This is a genomic window from Streptomyces sp. MUM 203J (genome assembly GCF_022414595.1).
Classification (GTDB): Bacteria; Actinomycetota; Actinomycetes; order Streptomycetales; family Streptomycetaceae; genus Streptomyces.
This window is the reverse complement of sequence record NZ_JADWYO010000039.1, coordinates 1-18,457: the sequence shown is the minus strand read 5'-3', so window position 1 is coordinate 18,457 and position 18,457 is coordinate 1. Positions and strand designations below refer to the sequence as shown.

Genomic DNA, 18,457 nt, shown 5'->3' with positions numbered 1-18,457 from the left:
AAGGGTCAGCCCTTGACGGCGCCCTGCATGATGCCGCCGACGATCTGCCGCCCCAGCAGGCCGAAGACGAGCAGCACGGGCAGGGTCCCCAGCAGAGTGCCCGCCATGATCACGGACTGGTCGTGGACGTAGCCGCCGCCGAGCTGGCGCAGCGCGACCTGCACGGTCGGGTTCTGCGAGGTCAGGGCCACGATGGGCCAGAAGAAGTCGTTCCAGGCGGCCATGAAGGTCAGCAGCCCCAGCACGGCCATCCCCGGCCGGGCGACCGGCACGACGATGGACCAGAAGATCCGTGCCGTGGACGCCCCGTCGACCCGTGCGGCCTCGATGAGCTCGTCCGGCAGGGCCTGCACAAGGAACTGCCGCATGAAGAAGACTCCGAAGGCCGACACGAGCCCCGGCAGAATCACCGACTGCAGCTGGTTGACCCACCCCAGCTCCGCCACCAGCATGAACAGCGGGATCACCCCGAGCTGCGGCGGGATCATCATCGTCCCCACGGTGATCGCCAGCAGGGCGTTGCGGCCCCGGAACCGCAGCTTGGCGAAGGCGAAACCGGCGAGCGTGCAGCACAGCACGGTGCCGAGCGTGATGGAGCCGGACACGATCAGCGAGTTGACCAGGGCCAGCCCGATGTCGGCCTCCTCCGTCACCGCCTCGAAGTTCCGGAACAGGTCGGGCCCGGGGAGCAGCGCCGGCGGCACCTGCGCCAGCTCGGCGTTGGAGCGGCTGGCGGCGACGACGGTCCAGTAGAACGGGAAGGCGAAGACCAGCACAGCCGTGATGAGCACCGCGTACGCGAGCCTGCCCCCGTGCAGCGTACGCCCGGCACGTGACCTCACTGTCCGCCCTCCTTGCGTGAACGGCGCTGCGCGACGAGGGCGTTGACCCCGACGAGCACCAGGATGAGCAGGAACATCACCCAGGCGATGGCTGCGGCCCGCCCGAGATGGAAGAAGCCCCAGCCCTGCTCGTACATGTAGAGCCCGAGGGTCTGGTACTGGTGCGAGATGCCGCCGCTCACGGACCCCTCGTACAGCAGCGGTTCACCGAAGAGCTGCGTGGCACCGATCGTCGACACCACGACGGTGAACACGATGGTGGGCCGCAGCCCCGGCAGGGTGACGTGCAGGAACTGCCGCCACCGCGAGGCCCCGTCCACCTCGGCGGCCTCGTACAGCTCGCGGGGAATCGACTGCATTCCCGCCAGATAGATGAGGGCGTTGTAGCCCGTCCACCGCCAGATGACGATGGTGGACACGGCGATCTGCGAACCGACCGTCGAGGTCTGCCAGTCGACGGGCCCGATTCCCGCCATCCCCAGCACGGTGTTGACCAGCCCGAAGTCCCGGCCGAAGAGCTGGGCGAAGACGAGGGTGGCGGCAGCCACCGAGGTCGCGTACGGGAGCAGCATCGCGGTCCGGAAGAACGTCCGCCCGCGCAGCCGGTAGTTGAGCAGATGGGCGAGCCCGAGTGCCATGACCAGCTGCGGGACGGTCGAGAGGACCCCGATCGTGAAGGTGTTGCGCAGCGCGGTCCAGAAGAACTCGTCCCCGAACAGCGCGACGTAGTTGCCCAGGCCCCGCCATTCCATCTCGCCGGGGGACTGCAACTCGACGCGGTACAGCGAGACGAACGCGGTGTAGACGAGCGGGAAGAGCCCGAAGGCGGCGAACAGGGTGAAGAACGGGGTGATGTAGGCGTACGGCGAGACGGCGCGCCAGGCGCGTCGCACGTCGAGCATCAAGGTGCGGCCTTTCTCGTAGTTCCCGGACAGGAGGACGGGAGATCACTCCGCGCCCCGCAGGCGCATCGCCCGCGGGGCGACGGCAGTGAGGGGAGCGCCGCCGTGGGACACGGCTCCGCGGGAGCCGTGCGAGGAGATGAGCCCCCGGAGCGAGCCCGGTTCCCCCATCGCACGGTGGGCGCGGCGACCGCATGGCCGGGATGCGCCCGCGGCGGGCACCCGCCACCGGTGGTCCCGAGGACCCGGCGGGTCTTGCCCGGCCGCGGGTACCGGCACGAAGTCCCCCGTGCCCTCGGCCGCGCCCGGCTGGGGGCGGCGCCCTCCTCCGCCGTGCGGCCGCACGCACCGGACCCCGCGCCCCGCGCACCGGCGGCGAGAGCGCACCCGGCCCGGACGCCGGCACGGCCGGGCGCTTCCTAACCCATCACATTGGCCACGCCGGCCTTCGCGTTGGACCAGGCCTCGGCCGGATCCGTGCCCTTCCGCTCCACCTCGCTCAGCGCGTTGGTGATCTGGTCCGCCACGTTCTTGTCGTGCACCCCCAGCACCTGCACCGGCGCCGCCTTCGCCGCGTCACCGAAGATCCTGCCGATCGGCGCATCGGAGAAGTACGGGTCCACCGCGTCCGCGACACGCTCGATCGCACCGGTCGAGGACGGGAAGTTGCCCTGCTTCTCGAACAGCACGGCCTGCTGCTCCGGCGCCGTCAGCCAGGCGATCAGCTCGTACGCCTCCTTCTTGTGCTGCGCCGCCCGCGGCACCGCCAGATACGACCCGCCCCAGTTGCCCGCGCCACCCGGCAGCTTCGCGATGTCCCACCTGCCCTTCCCGGCCTCACCGGCCTGCCCCTTGATGTACCCGAGCATCCACGCGGGGCACGGGATCGTCGCGAACGACCCCGCTGCGAACGCCTGGTTCCACTGGGGCGACCACTGGTCGAGCTTGGCGCTCAGCCCCGCAGCCGCGGCCCGGGCCGCCGCGTCCCAGGCGGCCAGGACAGCCGGGTTGTCCTCGTAGACGAGCTTTCCGGACGCGTCGTAGTACCGTTCCTTCTCCTGCCCGATCATGATCGTGAACAGGCTGCCCACACTGTCCAGCCACGCGCTGCGCCCCGGCGCCTTCGCCCGGTACTGCCGGCCCAGCTGCAGATACCCGTCCCACGTGGCCCACCGCCTCGCGAGTTCCTCGCGGTCGGTCGGCAGGCCCGCCTGCTCCAGCAGGTCCCGGCGGTAGCACATCGCCTCGGGCCCGACATCGGTGCCGAGCCCGAGTATCCGCCCGTCCCGCGTGGTGGCAGCGGACCACTTGGCCTCGGCGAACTGCCCCTTCAACTCCCCGGCGCCGTAGCGGCCGAGGTCCTCGAACCTGTCGGCCTGCTGCTGGGTGACGGACGCGATCCGCCCCACCTCGATGCCCTGGACGTCCGCGAGGCCTCCGCCGCCCGCGAGCCGGGTCTGCAGGGACTTCCAGTAGTCCTGTTCGTCCTCGGTGTCCGTCTGCTTGATCTTGATCCCGGGGTGCAGCTTCTCGTACTCGGCGTACAGCCCGGCCTCCTTGTAGCCGAAAGAGCCGAAGAGGTCGACGGTCAGCGTGACATCGCCCCCGGAGGCGTCGGACGCCCCGTCCGGAGCACCGGATCCGCAGGCGGCCAGCAGGGCCGCGGCGAGGGCGGCCGCACCCAGACGTACGGCCGCTCTTCTGGTGGCTCGGGCGATGGGCATGAGAAGCCTCCCTTGGCTTCGACGGAGCAGGGGTCCGTTCTGAGAGCGCTCTCATGAACTGTCTGGAGCGTGCCCCGGAGGTCCGTGTCCCGTCAAGACTCGAACGGACATCGGCCTGGTTCGCCCTCAATTCGCGATGTCGTCCCTCCTGTTGACAGTCCCGTTTCAGGAGTTTTACGTTCACGGCATCTGAGAGCGCTCTCTCCTGCTCCTCCTCACCGTGAGGCGACCTCCATGAGAACCCCGCGCACCCCCCGCACCAGTCTCCTCGCCCTCGCCGCCGCCCTCGCCGCGCTCGGCCTCACCGGCCCCGGCGCAGTCCCGGCCTCAGCCGCCACGGTCCCCGTGGGCGCGGGCAGTTACTCCGACACCCGCCCGCCCGGCACGTCGGGACCCGCCACCGACACAGGCGCCCCGGTCACCCCCAAGGTCACCCCGGCCGCCCGGAGCAGGCCGGTCCCCACCAACGACTGGTGGTCGTCCCTCGCCTTCCAGCGCTACGGCGACAACCCGCACTCCACCCCCATGTACGGCCACCCCCTCACCTACCAGGCCACCTCCGCCGGCCTGGACATCGGCTACCCCACCACCCCCGCGGTCGTCGGCGACGGCCGCCAGTACGAGTACGCGCACAAGCGGGACCTCACCCTCGGTCTCACCGGCCTCGACTCACCCGACACCAAGGCCGACTCCTGGTCCGACTGGACCGTCACCCCCTACTGGTCCGACGGCACCCGCACCCTCCGCGCGACCATCGGCCACGGCCTGCCCTTCGTGTACGCCAAGGGCACCGGCGGCAGCGCCCGCGTCACCACCGCGGCCTCGCCCACGGTCTTCTCCGACCGGGGCAACGTCCTCGGGATCACCGTCGCGGGCCACCATTACGCCCTGTTCGCCCCGACCGGCACCGACTGGACCGTGAACGGCTCCACCCTCACCGCCGACCTGCGCGGCAAGGACTACTTCTCCCTCGCCGTGCTCCCCTCCACCGGCGCCCTCCCGGCCTACGAGAAGTACGCGTTCAGCTTCGTCACCGGCTCCCGCGCCGACTGGAGCGTGAACGCCGGAACCGTCCGGGCCGCGTACACCCTCACCACCCAGCCCCAGGAGGGCACCGAGACGGGCACCCTCCAGGCGCTCTACCGCCACCAGTGGCTGAACACCACCGACCCGCTCACCCCGTACACGTACGTCTCCCCGCGCGGCACCATGAAGGTCCGCGAGTCCCGTACCTTCACCACCAACCAGCCCGCCGCCCCGGTGCTGCCCGCCCTGCCGCAGGCGTCCGGCACCGACGCCGCCCGGCTCCGCGGCTATCTGGACGAGGTGGTGAACGCCCCCGACCCCTTCTCCGGAGCCACCGACACGTACTGGACCGGCAAGGCCCTCGGCCGCCTCGCCCGCCTCGTCCCGCTCGCGGACCAGACCGGGGAGACGGCCGTCCGCGACCGGCTGCTCGCCCTCCTCAAGGGCCGCCTCCAGGAGTGGTTCACCGCAGGCGGCAGCGCGGAGTTCAGCTACGACCGCACCTGGCGGACCCTCATCGGCTACCCCGCCTCCTTCGGCAGCGACACCGAACTCAACGACCACCATTTCCACTACTCCTACTACGTCCACGCTGCGGCGATCGTCGCCCAGTACGATCCCGCCTGGGCCGCCGACGCGGCATGGGGCGGCATGGTGAAGACCCTCGTCCGCGACGCCGCCAACCCCAGTCGCACCGACTCCGACTTCCCCTTCCTCCGCGGCTTCGACGTGTACGCGGGCCACAGCTGGGCCTCAGGCCACCAGGGCTTCGCCGCCGGGAACAACCAGGAGTCCTCGTCCGAGTCCACCAACCTCAGCGCGGGCCTCGTCCTGTGGGGCGCGGCCACCGGGGACACCGCCCTGCGCGACCTCGGAAGTTACCTCCTCACCACCGAGTCCGAGGCGATCGCCCAGTACTGGTTCGACGCCGACCGGCAGGTCTTCCCCGGCTCCTTCGGCCATGACATCGTCGGGATGGTCTGGGGGAGCGGCGCCGCCTACGCCACCTGGTGGACGGCCAACCCCGAGGAGATCCACGGCATCAACGCCCTTCCCCTGACCGCCGGGAGCTCGCTCCATCTGGCCGCCCGCAAGGACGCGGTCCGCCGCAGCATCGCCGAGATGGAGCGCGAGAACGGCGGCCCGGCCGTCGAATGGAGGGACATCCTCTGGGAGTTCCGGTCCCTGGCCGACCCGGCCGCCGCCAAGGCGGAATGGGACGCCCAGCACACCGCGTACACCCCGGAGCGGGGCGAGTCCAGGGCGCACACCTACCACTGGCTGACCACCCTGGACGCCCTCGGTGCCCCCGACCTCTCGGTGACCGCCGACCTGCCGACCTCCGCCGCCTTCACCAGGAACGGTGTACGCACCTACGCGGCCCACAACCACGGCGCCACCACCCGGACGGTCACCTTCAGCGACGGCGCCGTCCTCAGTGTGCCGCCCCGCTCCACCGCCACGCGCACCGGCGCCGCAGACCCGGACGACCCCGGTCCCTCCACCGGAGACACCTTCCGGCTCCGCTCCGGCGGGACCCTCACCACGGCCACCGACGGCGCCCCAGGCAGCGACACCATCCCGTCCGCCGACGGCGCCAACCACGACGGCAGCCCGTACCGCCCCCTCGTCTACGAGGCCCGGAACGTCACCGGCACCCTCAAGTCCGGTGCCACGACCGCCTTCCGCCTCCAGGTCGACGCGGGCACCACCGTCGCCCTCGGCCAACAGGCCCGGGTCGGCTACGACCTGACCGGCGACGGCACCTTCGACCGTGTCGAGACGTACCACTACTTCGCCACGGACCCCGTCCCCGGCTGGGAGCAGTACACCCAGACCCGCGGCCTGAAGTCGGCCACCGGCACCCTCGGTGATCTGCGGAACGGCACGGTGCGCCTGGAGATCTGGCCGGCCATCGGCGACGGGACCGCGCGACTCCGGACGGGCACGGACCAGTCGGTCCTGGTCATCCCCTACGAGTAGTGGTCGCCCGTCTCACGCCGAGGCCCGGCGTACCAGCTCCGTCGGCGTGATCACCGAGCCCGGGGCGGCGCCCGCCGCCCCGGGTCCGGCGTTCACGCCGATGGTCCGCATCAGCAGCCGGACCATCAACCGGCCCATGCCTTCGATGTCCTGACGGACCGTCGTCAGCGGCGGGTCCGTCCTCTCCGCCACCGACGCCATGTCGTCGAAGCCCACCAGCGCCACGTCCTCCGGCACCCGCAGCCCCCGCTCGCGCAGTACCCGCAGGGCGCCGGAGGCCATCAGGTCGTTGCCGGCGAACACCGCGTCCAGGTCCGGCCGGCGCTCCAGCAGCTCCGCCATGGCGCGGGCGCCGCTCTCCACGGTGAAGCCGCCCTGGGCCACCAGCGCCGGGCCGGTGTGCGGCGTCACCGCGTCACGGTATCCGTCCAGCCGGTCCAGGGCCGACGCCTGGTCGCGCGGGCCCGCGATGTGGGCGATCCGGCTCCGGCCCAGAGCGACCAGGTGCCGGACGGCCTCCCGCGCCCCGCCCCGGTTGTCCGCGTCCACGTACGGCACGGCTGGCTCGCCGCGCCCGCCCGCCCAGCCGGGACGTCCGCCGAACACGACCGGGACCCGGGTGCGGTGGATCACCGACGGCAGTTGGTCGTCGTTGTGGACCGAGAACGCCAGCGCCCCGTCGACGTGTCCGCCGCCCAGATAGCGGGCGATCCGGTCGTACTCGCCGGGGCCTTCCACCCACAGCAGCACCAGCTGCGAGTCGTGCACGGTCAGTTCCCGGCTGATGCCGCGCACCTGCTGCTCGAAGAACGGGTCCGAGAAGATCCGGAACTCCGGCTCCGCGATGATCACCGCCACGGCTCCGTTGCGCCGGGTCACCAGTGTGCGCGCCGCGTGGTTCGGTATGTAGCCGAGTTCCTCGACGGCCCTGCGCACCTTGTCCACCAGGGGTTGCCGTACCCCCGCCCCGCCGTTCACGACGCGGGAGACCGTCGCCCGGGACACCCCGGCACGGGTCGCGACGGCTTCGAGGGTGGGACGGGCCGCGGGGGTCGGTTCGGGCAACGGAGGCTCCTCAAGGCGGTGCGGCGGGGCGTACACCGGCCAGAGTATCCGGTCGCAGACATTCTGAGAGCGCTCTCACTGCGGTGCCCCGCCGCCTCCGCCGCCGGTCAGTGTCCGCGGCGTCCGTGTCCGGTGTCGTGGACCGTGTCCGTCGCGGCGATCCTCTTCCAGGACCTCGGCTCGGCCGCCCGCGGGGATGCCGCCGTCTCCGCCCGCAGCGGCCCGGCCGCCCCGCCCGGCTTCGACGGCCGGTACAGCCAGGTGTCGAACAGCGTGTCCAGCTCCCTGCCGGAGATCCGCTCCGCGTACGCCACGAAGTCGGCCACCTTCGCGTTCCCGTGCGCCCGCTCGGTGGGCCAGCCCTTGAGGATTCGGAAGAAGTCCCGGTCCCCGACCGTGTCGCGCAGCGCCTGGAGGGCCAGCGCGCCCCGGTCGTACACGGCGAGGTGGAACAGCCGGTCCGGCCCCGGGTCGCCCGGTGTGACCGTCCAGAACGGGTCGTCGGCCTCCCGCTGGCCGTACACCCAGTCCGCGATCTCCCGTGTGGTGCCCTCGCCCTCCTTCTCCGACCACAGCCACTGGCTGTACCGGGCGAAGCCCTCGTTCAGCCAGATGTCCCGCCAGCCGTCCACGGAGACGCTGTCGCCGTACCACTGGTGGGCCAGCTCGTGCACCACCACCTGGAGGTTCGCACCGCTGCGGAACTGCCGGGGGCTGTAGAAGGGGCGGGTCTGGGTCTCCAGCGCGTAGCCGGTGTCCGTGTTCGGCACGTAGCCGCCGAGCGCGTTGAACGGGTACGGGCCGAACACCTCCTCCAGCCACTCCGCGACCTCCGCCGTCCGCTCCAGGCTCGCCCGCGCCGCGCCCGCGTCCGCCCCGAGGTCCTTGCTGTAGGCGTTGAGGACGGGCAGTCCGTTCGCGGTGGTGTCCGTGGTGATGTCGAACCTGCCCACCGCCAGCGTGGTGAGATACGTCGCCTGCGGTCTGTCGGAGCGCCAGTTGAAGCGGGTCCAGCCGCGCTGCGAACGCTGCGACACGAGCACCCCGTTGCTGATCGCCTGGGTCCCGTCCGGGACGGCGACCGAGACGTCGAAGGTCGCCTTGTCGCGCGGGTGGTCGTTGGACGGGAACCACCACACGGCGGACTCGGGTTCGTTCGCCGCGACACCGCCGTCCGGGGTGCGGTGCCAGGCCGTGTAGCCGTCGACCTTCACCTGGGACGGCTTGCCCGCGTACCGCACGACGACCGAAACCGGCCGGTCCTTCGGCAGCGGTACGGCCGGTGTGACCTCCAGCTCGTGCGTGCCGGTCGTGCGGAACCCGGCCTTTCGGCCGTTCACCCGCACCTCGCTGACCTTCAGCCCCATGTCCAGGTTGAAGCGCGAGAGGTTCTGAGTCGGGGTGGCCAGGAGGGTCGCGGTCCCCTCCAGCCGGTCGGTCGCGGGCTGGTACCTCAGCCGCAGGTCGTAGTGCGAGACGTCGTAGCCGCCGTTGCCGCCGGCCGGGTAGTACGGGTCACCGATGCCGGGTGCGCCCGGCTCGAAGCCGGCGGCCGACGCCGGGATCGCCAGCATCAGGGAGGCCGCGATCGCGCCCGGGACGATCAGTCTGCTGCGGTGCACGGAGAACTCTCCAAGTCGTAGGGCGACAGGATCTCTGGCCGCCATTCAGCGGGTTGCACCCCGGTCGTGTCCATGACCCCCGCCGTCCCGTGACCGCCATTCGGCCGACTTGGCGATCTCGAGCCCCCGCGGTGTCCCCTCTGCCGTCCTCGTCCCCTCCTCACCCTCAATCGCCCTCTTTTACAAGGGAGTTGACTCAAGTACCTTCCGGCCCATGCCGATACTGACGCCGAAGCGCCGACGGAGACGCCTCCTGTCAGGCAGAGCCCTGACAGCCGTCGCCGGGGTCGCCCTCCTGTCCGTCCTCGTCCCGGCGGCCGGTGCCCACGGCACTCCGCCCCCGCGCCCGCAGCCGCGGGAGTCGGCGCCTGTCTACTCGTACGAGAACGCCGTCCGTGAGTCCGTGTGGGTCGACACCGGTCTCGACGGCGACGGGGACGGCAGGACCGACCGGGTGGCCGCCGACATCATCCGGCCGCGCGAGGCCGCCCAGCGGGGCCGCAAGGTCCCCGTCATCATGGACGCCAGCCCGTACTACTCCTGCTGCGGGCGCGGCAACGAGAGCCAGAAGAAGACGTACGACGAGAACGGCGACCCGGTCCGCTTCCCGCTGTTCTACGACAACTACTTCGTGCCGCGCGGATACGCCTTCGTCGCCGTCGACCTGGCCGGAACCAGCCGCTCCGACGGCTGTGTGGACGTCGGCGGCCGGTCCGACGTCCTGTCCGCCAAGGCCGTCGTCGACTGGCTGAACGGCCGCGCCCGCGCGTACACCGGCCGCACCGGAGGCGAACAGGTCCGGGCCGCCGGCTGGACCACCGGCGCCACCGGCATGATCGGCAAGAGCTGGGACGGCACCATCGCCAACGGCGTCGCCGCGACCGGCGTCGAGGGCCTCCGGACGATCGTGCCGATCGCCGCGATCTCCTCCTGGTACGAGTACTACTTCTCGCAGGGCGCCCCGCTGTACGGATCCGGCCCCGACTGGCTGTCGGACTACGTGAACAGCCCCGAGGCGCGGGCCCGTTGCCAGGCCGTCCAGGACCGGCTCGTCGAGGGCGCCCCGCGCTCGGGAGACTGGACACCCCTGTGGGACGGGCGCGACTACGTGCCCGACGCGTCCCGGGTGCGGGCCAGCGTCTTCGCCGTGCACGGCATGCAGGACCTGAACGTCCGCAGCGGGCACCTCGGCCGGTGGTGGGACGCGCTGGCCGCGCGCGGCGTGGAGCGCAAGCTGTGGCTGTCCCAGACCGGACACGTCGACCCCTTCGACTTCCGCCGAGCCGCCTGGGTCCGCACCCTGCACCGCTGGTTCGACCACTATCTGCTCGGCTACCGGAACGGGATCGACCGGGAGCCCATGGCCGACGTCGAGCGCGCCCCGGACCGGTGGACCACCGACCGGGCCTGGCCGCCGTCCGGCACGGCGGCCACCACCCTGCGCCCGGGGCCGGGCGCCGCGCCCGGTGTCGGCACGCTGGGGCTGCTTCCCGCGCCGGGCGGGGCCACCGAGACGTTCACCGACGACCCGCGGCTGGGGGAGTTCGACTGGGCGGCGGACGTCGACGCGTCCACCCCCGCCAAGGCGGGCTTCGTGACCCGGCCGCTCGCGACGGAGCTGCGGCTGTCGGGATCCTCGCGCGTCACGGTCACCGTCACACCGACGGCCACGAGTGCGCATCTGACGGCGGTGCTCGTCGACCTCGGTCCCGCGACCGTCCGCGACTACCTCGCGCCCGGCGAGGGCATCACCACGCTGCCGCACCGCACCTGCTGGGGCGCGAGCGCCGACGGCGACAGCTCCTGCTACAAGGAGACCGAAGCCAGGACGGTGGACGTCGACCACGACGTGATCAGCCGGGGCTGGGCCGATCTCGGCACCTGGGCCGACCCGCGCCAGGGGCGTCCCCTGACGCCCGGAAAGCCCCACACCCTCACGCTCGACCTGCACATGACGGACCACGTGGTTCCGGCGGGGCACCGCCTGGCCCTCATCATCGGCGGCACCGACCGCTACCTGCTCGAACCTCCGGCGTCCACACCGACGCTGACGGTCGATCTGGCCCGGTCCAGGGCCGAACTGCCCATCGTCGGCGGCACCCTCGCCTACCTGCTGGCCACGCTGCCGTACGGCGGTGCCGACCGGGGCGCCGCCCCGGACAGGGCCGCGCGACAGGGCGTGAGCACGCCGCACCCGAGGGACCGGGTGCCCGGCGGCTGAGCACACGTCCGTACCTGCTCCGCCCTCTCCCGGCCGTGCGGACGGGGTCTGCCGCCGGGTGAGGGGCCCGGCCCCCCGGGCGGCGTCATCGCGGCCCCGCCGCCCCCGGGCGCCGGACGGGCCGCCTTCAGCCCGTCCGGCGCCTGACCGGGGCGATGCCCTGTCAGCGGCGGCCCTTGTCCTGCCCGCCCAGCAGGCCGGCCTTGCGGAGCGCGTCCGCCATGGCGCCGCCGGGCGGCTGCGGAGCCTTGCGGTCCCCGCCCTGCCGCCGCTGCCGCGGCGGCTTGCCGCCGCCCCGTTCACGGCGCTGACCGCCGCCACCGGCCGACTCGTCGTCCAGCCGCAGCGTCAGCGAGATCCGCTTGCGCGGTACGTCGACGTCCAGGACCTTCACCTTCACCACGTCGCCGGGCTTCACCACGTCCCTCGGGTCCTTGACGAAGGTCCGCGACATGGCCGACACATGCACCAGACCGTCCTGGTGGACACCCACGTCCACGAACGCCCCGAACGCGGCCACATTGGTCACGACGCCCTCCAGCACCATCCCGGAGGCCAGGTCACCGATCTTCTCGACGCCCTCCTTGAAGGCCGCCGTCCGGAACGCGGGTCGCGGGTCGCGGCCCGGCTTCTCCAGCTCGCGCAGGATGTCGGTGACCGTCGGCAGGCCGAACTTCTCGTCCACGAAGTCGTCCGGGCGCAGCGAACGCAGCACGCCCGTGTTGCCGACGAGGGACGCGACCTCGCCGCCGGTCCTCTTCACCATCCGCCGCACCACCGGGTACGCCTCCGGGTGCACCGCCGACGCGTCCAGAGGGTCGTCGCCGCCCCGGATCCGCAGGAAGCCCGCGCACTGCTCATAGGCCTTCGGGCCGAGCCGCGGCACGTCCTTCAGCCCCCTGCGCGAGCGGAAGGGGCCGTTCGCGTCCCGGTGCGCCACGATGTTCTCCGCGAGCCCGGGGCCGATGCCGGAGACCCGCGAAAGCAGCGGCGCCGACGCCGTGTTGACGTCCACCCCGACACCGTTCACACAGTCCTCGACGACCGCGTCCAGCGAGCGGGACAGCTTCACCTCGGACAGGTCGTGCTGGTACTGGCCGACGCCGATCGACTTCGGGTCGATCTTCACCAGCTCGGCCAGCGGATCCTGGAGGCGCCGCCCGATCGACACCGCGCCCCGGAGCGACACGTCGAGGCCCGGAAGCTCCTGCGCGGCGAACGCGGACGCCGAGTACACCGAGGCGCCCGCCTCCGACACCAGTGCCTTCGTCAGCTTGAGCTCGGGGTGCTTCGCGATCAGTTCCCCGGCCAGCTTGTCGGTCTCGCGGGACGCGGTGCCGTTGCCGACGGCGACCAGCTCGACCGCGTACTCCTTCGCCAGCCGGGCCAGCGTGGCGAGCGACTGGTCCCACTTGTTCTGCGGCACATGGGGGTAGACCGTGTCGGTCGCGACGACCTTGCCGGTGCCGTCCACGACGGCGACCTTGACACCCGTACGGTAACCGGGGTCGAGGGCCAGCGTCGGCCGGGTCCCGGCGGGCGCCGCCAGCAGCAGGTCCCGCAGGTTCGCGGCGAACACCCGCACCGCCTCGTCCTCGGCCGCCGTCCGCAGCCGCTGCCGCAGGTCCAGGCCCAGATGCACCAGGATCCTGGTGCGCCACGCCCAGCGGACCGTGTCGCTCAGCCACCTGTCAGCGGGGCGGCCCCGGTCCGCGATGCCGAACCTCCGGGCCACCATCCCCTCGTACGTGGACGGACCCCCGGCCGCCTCCTCCGGCTCCAGGGTCAGCTCCAGCACGTCCTCCTTCTCCCCGCGCAGCATCGCCAGCACGCGGTGCGAGGGCAGCTCGGTGAAGCCTTCCGCGAAGTCGAAGTAGTCGGCGAACTTGGCGCCCGGCCCCTCCTTGGCGTCGCCCTTGCCGTCCCTGACCTTCGCGACCAGCCGCCCGCGACCCCACATCCGCTCGCGCAGCTCACCGATCAGGTCGGCGTCCTCGGAGAACCGCTCGGTGAGGATCGCCCGCGCGCCCTCCAGCGCCGCCGCCGGATCGGCCACGCCCCTGTCCGCGTCGACGAACGCCGCCGCGGCGGCCTGCGGCTCCACCGACGGGTCCGTCAGCAGTCCGTCGGCCAGCGGCTCCAGGCCCGCCTCGCGGGCGATCTGCGCCTTCGTGCGGCGCTTCGGCTTGAACGGCAGGTAGATGTCCTCCAGGCGGGCCTTGGTGTCGGCCTCCCGGATCCGCGCCTCCAGCTCGTCCGTCAGCCTGCCCTGCTCCCGTACGGACTCCAGGACCGCGGCACGCCGGTCCTCCAGCTCGCGCAGATAGCGCAGCCGCTCCTCCAGGGTGCGCAGCTGCGTGTCGTCGAGCATCCCGGTCGCTTCCTTGCGGTAGCGCGCGATGAACGGCACGGTGGAGCCGCTGTCCAGCAGCTCCACGGCCGCCCTGACCTGTCGCTCCCGTACGCCGAGTTCCTCGGCGATCCTGCCTTCGATGGACGTCGTCACGGTGTGTCCCGACCCGCCTTCTCGTACCTGTGTGCTGCTTCCAGGGTGCTTTCCCGGGTGTGCCCGCATTCTCTCAGTCCCGGCTGCCGCCGATCCGGTAGGTGAAGTGCGGGGCGCGGCGCTCCAGGAAGGCAGCCACGCCCTCCGCCCGGTCGACGCTCGCCAGGGCCTCCTTCGCCCAGTGCTCCTCCCGCCCCCGGCGGCCGTCCGCGAACTCCTTCGCCGCGGCCTGGGTCAGGAGTGACCGCGACAGCAGGACCTGCACGAACCGGGCGACGCGCCCGTCCAGCTCCCCGGCGGGCAGCACCTCGTCCACCAGGCCGGTGCGCAGCGCCCGCTCCGTGCCGATCAGTTCGCCGGAGAAGAGCAGGTACTTGGCGGCGGCCGGGCCCACCAGGTCCACCAGCCGTCGGGTGGAGGACGCGGCGTACACGATCCCCAGCTTCGACGGGGTGATCCCGAACCGCGCTCCCTCCTCCGCGAACCGCAGGTCGCAGGCTGCGGCGAGCTGGCAGCCGCCGCCCACGCAGTAGCCGCGCACGGCCGCGAGCGTCGGCTTCGGGAACGCCGCCAGAGCCTCCTCGGCCCGTACGGCGAGGGTCTGCTGCTCGTCGTCCGGTTCACGCAGCGTGGAGATGTCCGCCCCGGCGCAGAACGTGTCGCCCTCACCCGTCAGCACCAGCGCCCGTACGGCCGGGTCGGCGGCCAGCTTCGCGAGCAGTTCGGGCAGCCGCCGCCACATGGCGGCGGTCATGGCGTTGCGCTTGGCGGGGTTCGCGATGGTGACGGTGGCGACACCGTCGCCGGTCAGCGAGTGTGCGAGCTGGGGCTCCATGCGGCGGATGCTATCCGGGAGGCCCGACCGTACGATCAAGAAGGGGGGCGCCGTGTGACGCACGCACCGAGGGAAACGAGGCGCTCTGATGACCGCTGCCACCCATGAGGACCCGGCCGCCCGCGCGGGCCGGAAGCTTCGGCGCAGCTTCGGCTGGCTGACTCTGCTGGGAGCGATCCTGGCGGTCGGCGGCGTCTTCGGGCTGCTCTACACCGCCGTCGCCACGATCACCTCGATGCTGTTGTTCGGCTGGCTGCTGCTGATCGGCGGCGCGGTCGGCCTGCTGCACGCCCTGGAGTCCCGGGGGACCGGTTTCTACTGGCTGGCCGTGGTGGTGGCGGCGCTCAACATCGCCGCCGGGTTCATCATCATCCGGCACCCGGAGGAGTCGGCGGCGGCGTTCACCATGTTCGCGGCGCTGCTGTTCCTGACGGGTGGGCTGTTCCGGCTGGTGGGCAGCGTCGTGGTGCGGGGCCCGCAGTTCGGCTGGACGCTGTTCCAGGGGGCCTTCGGGATCCTTCTGGGGCTGCTGGTGCTGTTCGACTGGCCGCACAGCAGCCTGTACGTGCTGGGGACGTTCTTCTCGCTGGCGCTGCTGTTCGACGGGCTCGGGCTGATCGCGATGGGTGTGGGCGGGCGCCGGATCGTCGGCCTGGTGACCGATCAGATGCTCCCGTCCGAGGATCCGGGGCCGGGCGGACCGGAAGCGGGTGCCCCGGGGACGGGCAGTCCGCAGCCGCCAGGGTCAGGACCCGATCAGTCGAAAGAGTAAGACCTTCACTCCCAGGCGATCGGAAGTGCTCTGAAAGGCGACACTTGTGTTCAGTCTTCCGGCCTCGACGCCTCTGGCCCAACACTCGGACCCGTGGCGACAATCGAGCACGAGGGTGAGCGTCGGACCAACGGGGGCCACGAAGGCGACCTGTCCCGGCCACCGTCGTACAAAGGGGTCTGGCGTTTCACCGCACCCGCGGTCGACGCCTCCGTGCCGCAGGCCCGGCACGCCGTGCGCGACCTGCTGCACCGGCAGGGGGTACCGGCCGGGGACGAGGTCGTCCAGGGGCTGCTGCTGATCGTCTCAGAGTTGGTGACCAACGCCGTACGGCATGCCGCGCTGCTCTCCCCGGAGGTCGCGGTGGAGGTGGCGATCGGCCCGGAGTGGATCCGCGTCTCCGTCGAGGACAACCATCCCTACCGCCCGAAGGCGCTGGAGACCGACTCCGCGCAGACGGGCGGCCGGGGACTGCTGCTGGTCCGGGAGATCACCCAGGAGGCGGGCGGTAGCTGCGACGTCGAGCACACCGCGACCGGCGGGAAGATCATCTGGGCCGCGCTGCCGCTCCAGCGCCGCCGCCCGTGAGCGCGGCCCAGGGGAGTCACCAGCCGCCTGCGGCGCCCGTCAGTTCCTTGACGGCCGGGCGGGCCGCGTCCAGGACCGTCATGAACCAGGCGGAGAAGGGCGCCGACGCGTGCCGCTCGGCCAGTTCCTGAGCGGTCACGAACGCGGTCTCCTCCACCTCCTGAGGGTCCGGCCGCAGCGGGGCCTGCACCATCCCGACGAACAGGTGGTTGTACTCCTGCTCCACCAGGCCCGATGCCGGGTCCGGGTGGTTGTAGCGCACCGTGCCGGCCTCCGCCAGCAGCGAGGGGGACACTCCCAGCTCCTCGTAGACCCTCCGGGCCGCCGCCGCGAACGGGGCCTCACCGGGGTACGGGTGCCCGCAGCAGGTGTTCGACCAGACGCCGGGGGAGTGGTACTTGCCGAGCGCGCGGCGCTGGAGCAGCAGCCGGCCCTCCTCGTCGAAGAGGAACACCGAGAACGCCCGGTGCAGCCGTCCGGGCGCCTGGTGCGCGGAGAGCTTCTCGGCGGTGCCGATGGTGGTGCCGTTCTCGTCGACCAACTCCAGCATGATCGAGGGCGTCGTTCCGCTCGATGAGGGGTTCGTCGCGGTGGCGGGTGTGGTCGGCATAACCATCCTTCGCATCGGTTCTCAGCCCTGTGGGGCATTCCACAGTCTGCCGTACAAAAGCCGCTTGTCGGCACACCTCACACGCCGAACCCGGGCGGGCAGGTACGTGATCGTGCCCGCGCGCCCCCGCCCGCAACCACCGCGCCGGGCGGTCTCCGGCGGCCTGCGGATCCCCCCGGAGGCCCCTCAGTGGCAGAGCCCCGCCTCGTGCGCCGCGTGGCCGCTCGGTTCCAGCTGGAACGTGCAGTGTTCCACGTCGAAGTGACCCACCAGGCACTCCTGGAGATCGTGGAGCATCTTCTCGTGGCCGATGCCGTCCAGCGCGGTCGCGTCCACGACCACGTGGGCCGACAGCACCGGCATCCCCGAGGTGATCGTCCACGCGTGCAGGTCGTGGACGTCCTCCACCCCGGGCAGGGCCAGCAGATGGGCCCGCACCTCGGTCATGTTCACGTCCTTGGGGGCGGCCTCCAGCAGGACGTCCAGCGTCTCCCGCAGCAGCTTGAGCGTGCGCGGCACGATCATCACGCCGATCACCAGCGACGCGATCGGGTCGGCGGCCTGCCAGCCGGTGAGCAGGATGACCCCGGCCGCGACGATCACGGTGACGGAGCCCAGAGCGTCCGCCATCACCTCCAGGTAGGCGCCCCGCACGTTGAGGCTCTCCTTCTGTCCTCGCATCAGCAGCGAGAGGGAGACGATGTTCGCCACCAGACCGACCAGTGCGAACACGATGGTCATGCCGCCCTTGGTCTCGGCCGGTGTGACGAACCGCTGAACCGCCTCGATCAGGACGTAGCCCCCGGCGCCGAGCAGCAGCAGGCAGTTGGCCAGCGCCGCCAGGATCTCGGCGCGGGCGTAGCCGTAGGTGCGGTTCGGGGTGGGCGGGCGGTTCGCGACATGGATGGCGAGCAGGGCCATGCCCAGGCCGACGGCGTCGGTGGCCATGTGGGCGGCGTCCGCGATCAGCGCCAGGGAGTCCGCCATGAGGCCGCCGACGATCTCCACCACCATCACGGAGAGTGTGATCGCCAGTGCGACGCGCAGCCGCCAGCGGTGCGCGGCCCCCGCGGTTCCTGTGAGCGGTGTCCCTCCGTGCACGTGCCCATGGTCGTGTCCAGCGCCCATGAAGTCGCCTCCACCCCTGTCGGTCCTGGTCCGGAATCGCCGTCAGTCAACTACGGGTGGGGGGTATCTGCAAGCTGGTGCTGAACACCGTTGTCATATGCTCTGACCTGCGCATTTGCTGCCTGCATCGATGGTGTGACGATCACGGTTTGTGGCGTGGGGCGGTGATCGACGATGATGATCGCGGCGCGCCGGCCGGTGGGCGCGGCGGCGAAACCTCGGTGAACTCGGGCTTCCGGTCATCCGATAGCCTCTGCCGACATGCCGCTGCGCGCGCGTTGCAGCCGTGATTTCTCCAGGGAGTGAGTTCGTCTGTCGACCGCCATCCTCACCGGTCCTCCGGTCCCCGGATCGCCGCTTGAGGGCGATCTGCGGTCACTGGGCTTCGACGTCCGCGCCGCCGACGAGGTGAAGGACGCCGCCGCGCTCCTCGCCGCCGTACCGGCCGGCGAGCGCGTCGCACTCGTGGACCCCCGCTTCGTCGGCCACCTCCACGCCCTCCGCCTCACTCTCACGGATCCCCGCTTCCCGGCGGCGGCGGCGCCCGGCGCGCTGACCGCCCGGCCCGAGGCGCGGGCGGCCCTGTCGGCCGCCCTGTCGGCCGTGACGGCCGAGCCCGCCGCGGTGCCCGGC

General features: G+C 71.9%; 13 protein-coding genes and 1 pseudogene. 5 read left to right on the top strand and 9 right to left on the bottom strand.

Annotated features, from left to right (window positions below; genetic code table 11):
• Positions 1-5: 5 nt before the first annotated feature.
• From I3F58_RS19485 to I3F58_RS19475, 3 genes are all read right to left on the bottom strand, one after another.
• Positions 6-842, bottom strand: coding sequence for a carbohydrate ABC transporter permease (locus I3F58_RS19485; protein WP_240109921.1), 837 nt, complete (start codon positions 840-842; stop codon positions 6-8).
• Positions 839-1,744 (bottom strand): carbohydrate ABC transporter permease, encoded by a 906-nt coding sequence (locus I3F58_RS19480; RefSeq protein ID WP_240109920.1) that lies wholly within the window; start codon positions 1,742-1,744, stop codon positions 839-841. Before I3F58_RS19480 ends, I3F58_RS19485 begins: the two co-directional genes overlap by 4 nt.
• A 419-nt stretch (positions 1,745-2,163) precedes the next feature.
• Positions 2,164-3,468, bottom strand: a complete 1,305-nt coding sequence (locus tag I3F58_RS19475) for an extracellular solute-binding protein (RefSeq protein ID WP_240109919.1) — start codon at positions 3,466-3,468, stop codon at positions 2,164-2,166.
• 234 nt (positions 3,469-3,702) lie between these two features.
• Here I3F58_RS19475 and I3F58_RS19470 point away from each other — a divergent pair, with 234 nt between their 5' ends.
• Positions 3,703-6,477, top strand: coding sequence for a glycosyl hydrolase (locus I3F58_RS19470; RefSeq protein WP_240109918.1), 2,775 nt, complete (start codon positions 3,703-3,705; stop codon positions 6,475-6,477).
• Between the two features lie 12 nt (positions 6,478-6,489).
• Here I3F58_RS19470 and I3F58_RS19465 read toward each other — a convergent pair whose 3' ends face one another.
• Both I3F58_RS19465 and I3F58_RS19460 read right to left on the bottom strand, forming a co-directional pair.
• On the bottom strand, positions 6,490-7,542 hold the full coding sequence (locus I3F58_RS19465; RefSeq protein WP_240109917.1) for a LacI family DNA-binding transcriptional regulator: 1,053 nt from the start codon (positions 7,540-7,542) through the stop codon (positions 6,490-6,492).
• Between the two features lie 107 nt (positions 7,543-7,649).
• The gene (locus tag I3F58_RS19460; protein ID WP_240109916.1) at positions 7,650-9,164 is read right to left on the bottom strand and encodes a M1 family metallopeptidase; all 1,515 of its coding nucleotides are present in this window, start codon (positions 9,162-9,164) and stop codon (positions 7,650-7,652) included.
• A 214-nt stretch (positions 9,165-9,378) separates the two neighbouring features.
• Between I3F58_RS19460 and I3F58_RS19455 the strand changes: the two genes are divergently transcribed.
• The gene (locus tag I3F58_RS19455; protein ID WP_240109915.1) at positions 9,379-11,385 is read left to right on the top strand and encodes a Xaa-Pro dipeptidyl-peptidase; all 2,007 of its coding nucleotides are present in this window, start codon (positions 9,379-9,381) and stop codon (positions 11,383-11,385) included.
• Between the two features lie 163 nt (positions 11,386-11,548).
• Here the strand turns inward: I3F58_RS19455 and I3F58_RS19450 are convergent, their stop codons facing one another.
• Positions 11,549-13,891 carry a Tex family protein gene (locus I3F58_RS19450; RefSeq protein WP_240109914.1) on the bottom strand — a complete coding sequence of 781 codons (2,343 nt, stop codon included), beginning with the start codon at positions 13,889-13,891 and terminating at the stop codon, positions 11,549-11,551.
• A gap of 73 nt (positions 13,892-13,964) precedes the next feature.
• Positions 13,965-14,726, bottom strand: a complete 762-nt coding sequence (locus tag I3F58_RS19445) for an enoyl-CoA hydratase/isomerase family protein (protein WP_240109913.1) — start codon at positions 14,724-14,726, stop codon at positions 13,965-13,967.
• Positions 14,727-14,814: 88 nt separating this feature from the next.
• Here I3F58_RS19445 and I3F58_RS19440 point away from each other — a divergent pair, with 88 nt between their 5' ends.
• A complete protein-coding gene (locus tag I3F58_RS19440) occupies positions 14,815-15,498 on the top strand; it encodes an HdeD family acid-resistance protein (RefSeq protein ID WP_240109912.1) in 684 nt (227 codons plus the stop codon).
• Between the two features lie 93 nt (positions 15,499-15,591).
• Complete coding sequence (locus tag I3F58_RS19435) at positions 15,592-16,086, top strand: ATP-binding protein (protein WP_374208002.1); 495 nt, start codon at positions 15,592-15,594, stop codon at positions 16,084-16,086.
• A gap of 16 nt (positions 16,087-16,102) precedes the next feature.
• On the opposite strand, the gene idi is transcribed toward I3F58_RS19435, so the two are convergent.
• Both idi and I3F58_RS19425 read right to left on the bottom strand, forming a co-directional pair.
• Positions 16,103-16,696 carry an isopentenyl-diphosphate Delta-isomerase gene (gene idi, locus I3F58_RS19430; protein ID WP_240109911.1) on the bottom strand — a complete coding sequence of 198 codons (594 nt, stop codon included), beginning with the start codon at positions 16,694-16,696 and terminating at the stop codon, positions 16,103-16,105.
• Positions 16,697-16,882: 186 nt separating this feature from the next.
• Positions 16,883-17,824 carry a cation diffusion facilitator family transporter gene (locus I3F58_RS19425; RefSeq protein WP_240109910.1) on the bottom strand — a complete coding sequence of 314 codons (942 nt, stop codon included), beginning with the start codon at positions 17,822-17,824 and terminating at the stop codon, positions 16,883-16,885.
• A gap of 408 nt (positions 17,825-18,232) precedes the next feature.
• Here I3F58_RS19425 and I3F58_RS19420 point away from each other — a divergent pair.
• Positions 18,233-18,457: pseudogene (locus tag I3F58_RS19420) on the top strand (CDP-alcohol phosphatidyltransferase family protein); the annotation flags it as partial.

Coding starts and splice junctions, on each gene's coding strand:
- I3F58_RS19480 (WP_240109920.1), bottom strand. CDS start 1,744: ATGCTCGACGTGCGACGCGCCTGGCGCGCCGTCTCGCCGTACGCCTAC.
- I3F58_RS19455 (WP_240109915.1), top strand. CDS start 9,379: ATGCCGATACTGACGCCGAAGCGCCGACGGAGACGCCTCCTGTCAGGC.
- I3F58_RS19425 (WP_240109910.1), bottom strand. CDS start 17,824: ATGGGCGCTGGACACGACCATGGGCACGTGCACGGAGGGACACCGCTC.
- idi (WP_240109911.1), bottom strand. CDS start 16,696: ATGCCGACCACACCCGCCACCGCGACGAACCCCTCATCGAGCGGAACG.
- I3F58_RS19445 (WP_240109913.1), bottom strand. CDS start 14,726: ATGGAGCCCCAGCTCGCACACTCGCTGACCGGCGACGGTGTCGCCACC.
- I3F58_RS19440 (WP_240109912.1), top strand. CDS start 14,815: ATGACCGCTGCCACCCATGAGGACCCGGCCGCCCGCGCGGGCCGGAAG.
- I3F58_RS19475 (WP_240109919.1), bottom strand. CDS start 3,468: ATGCCCATCGCCCGAGCCACCAGAAGAGCGGCCGTACGTCTGGGTGCG.
- I3F58_RS19470 (WP_240109918.1), top strand. CDS start 3,703: ATGAGAACCCCGCGCACCCCCCGCACCAGTCTCCTCGCCCTCGCCGCC.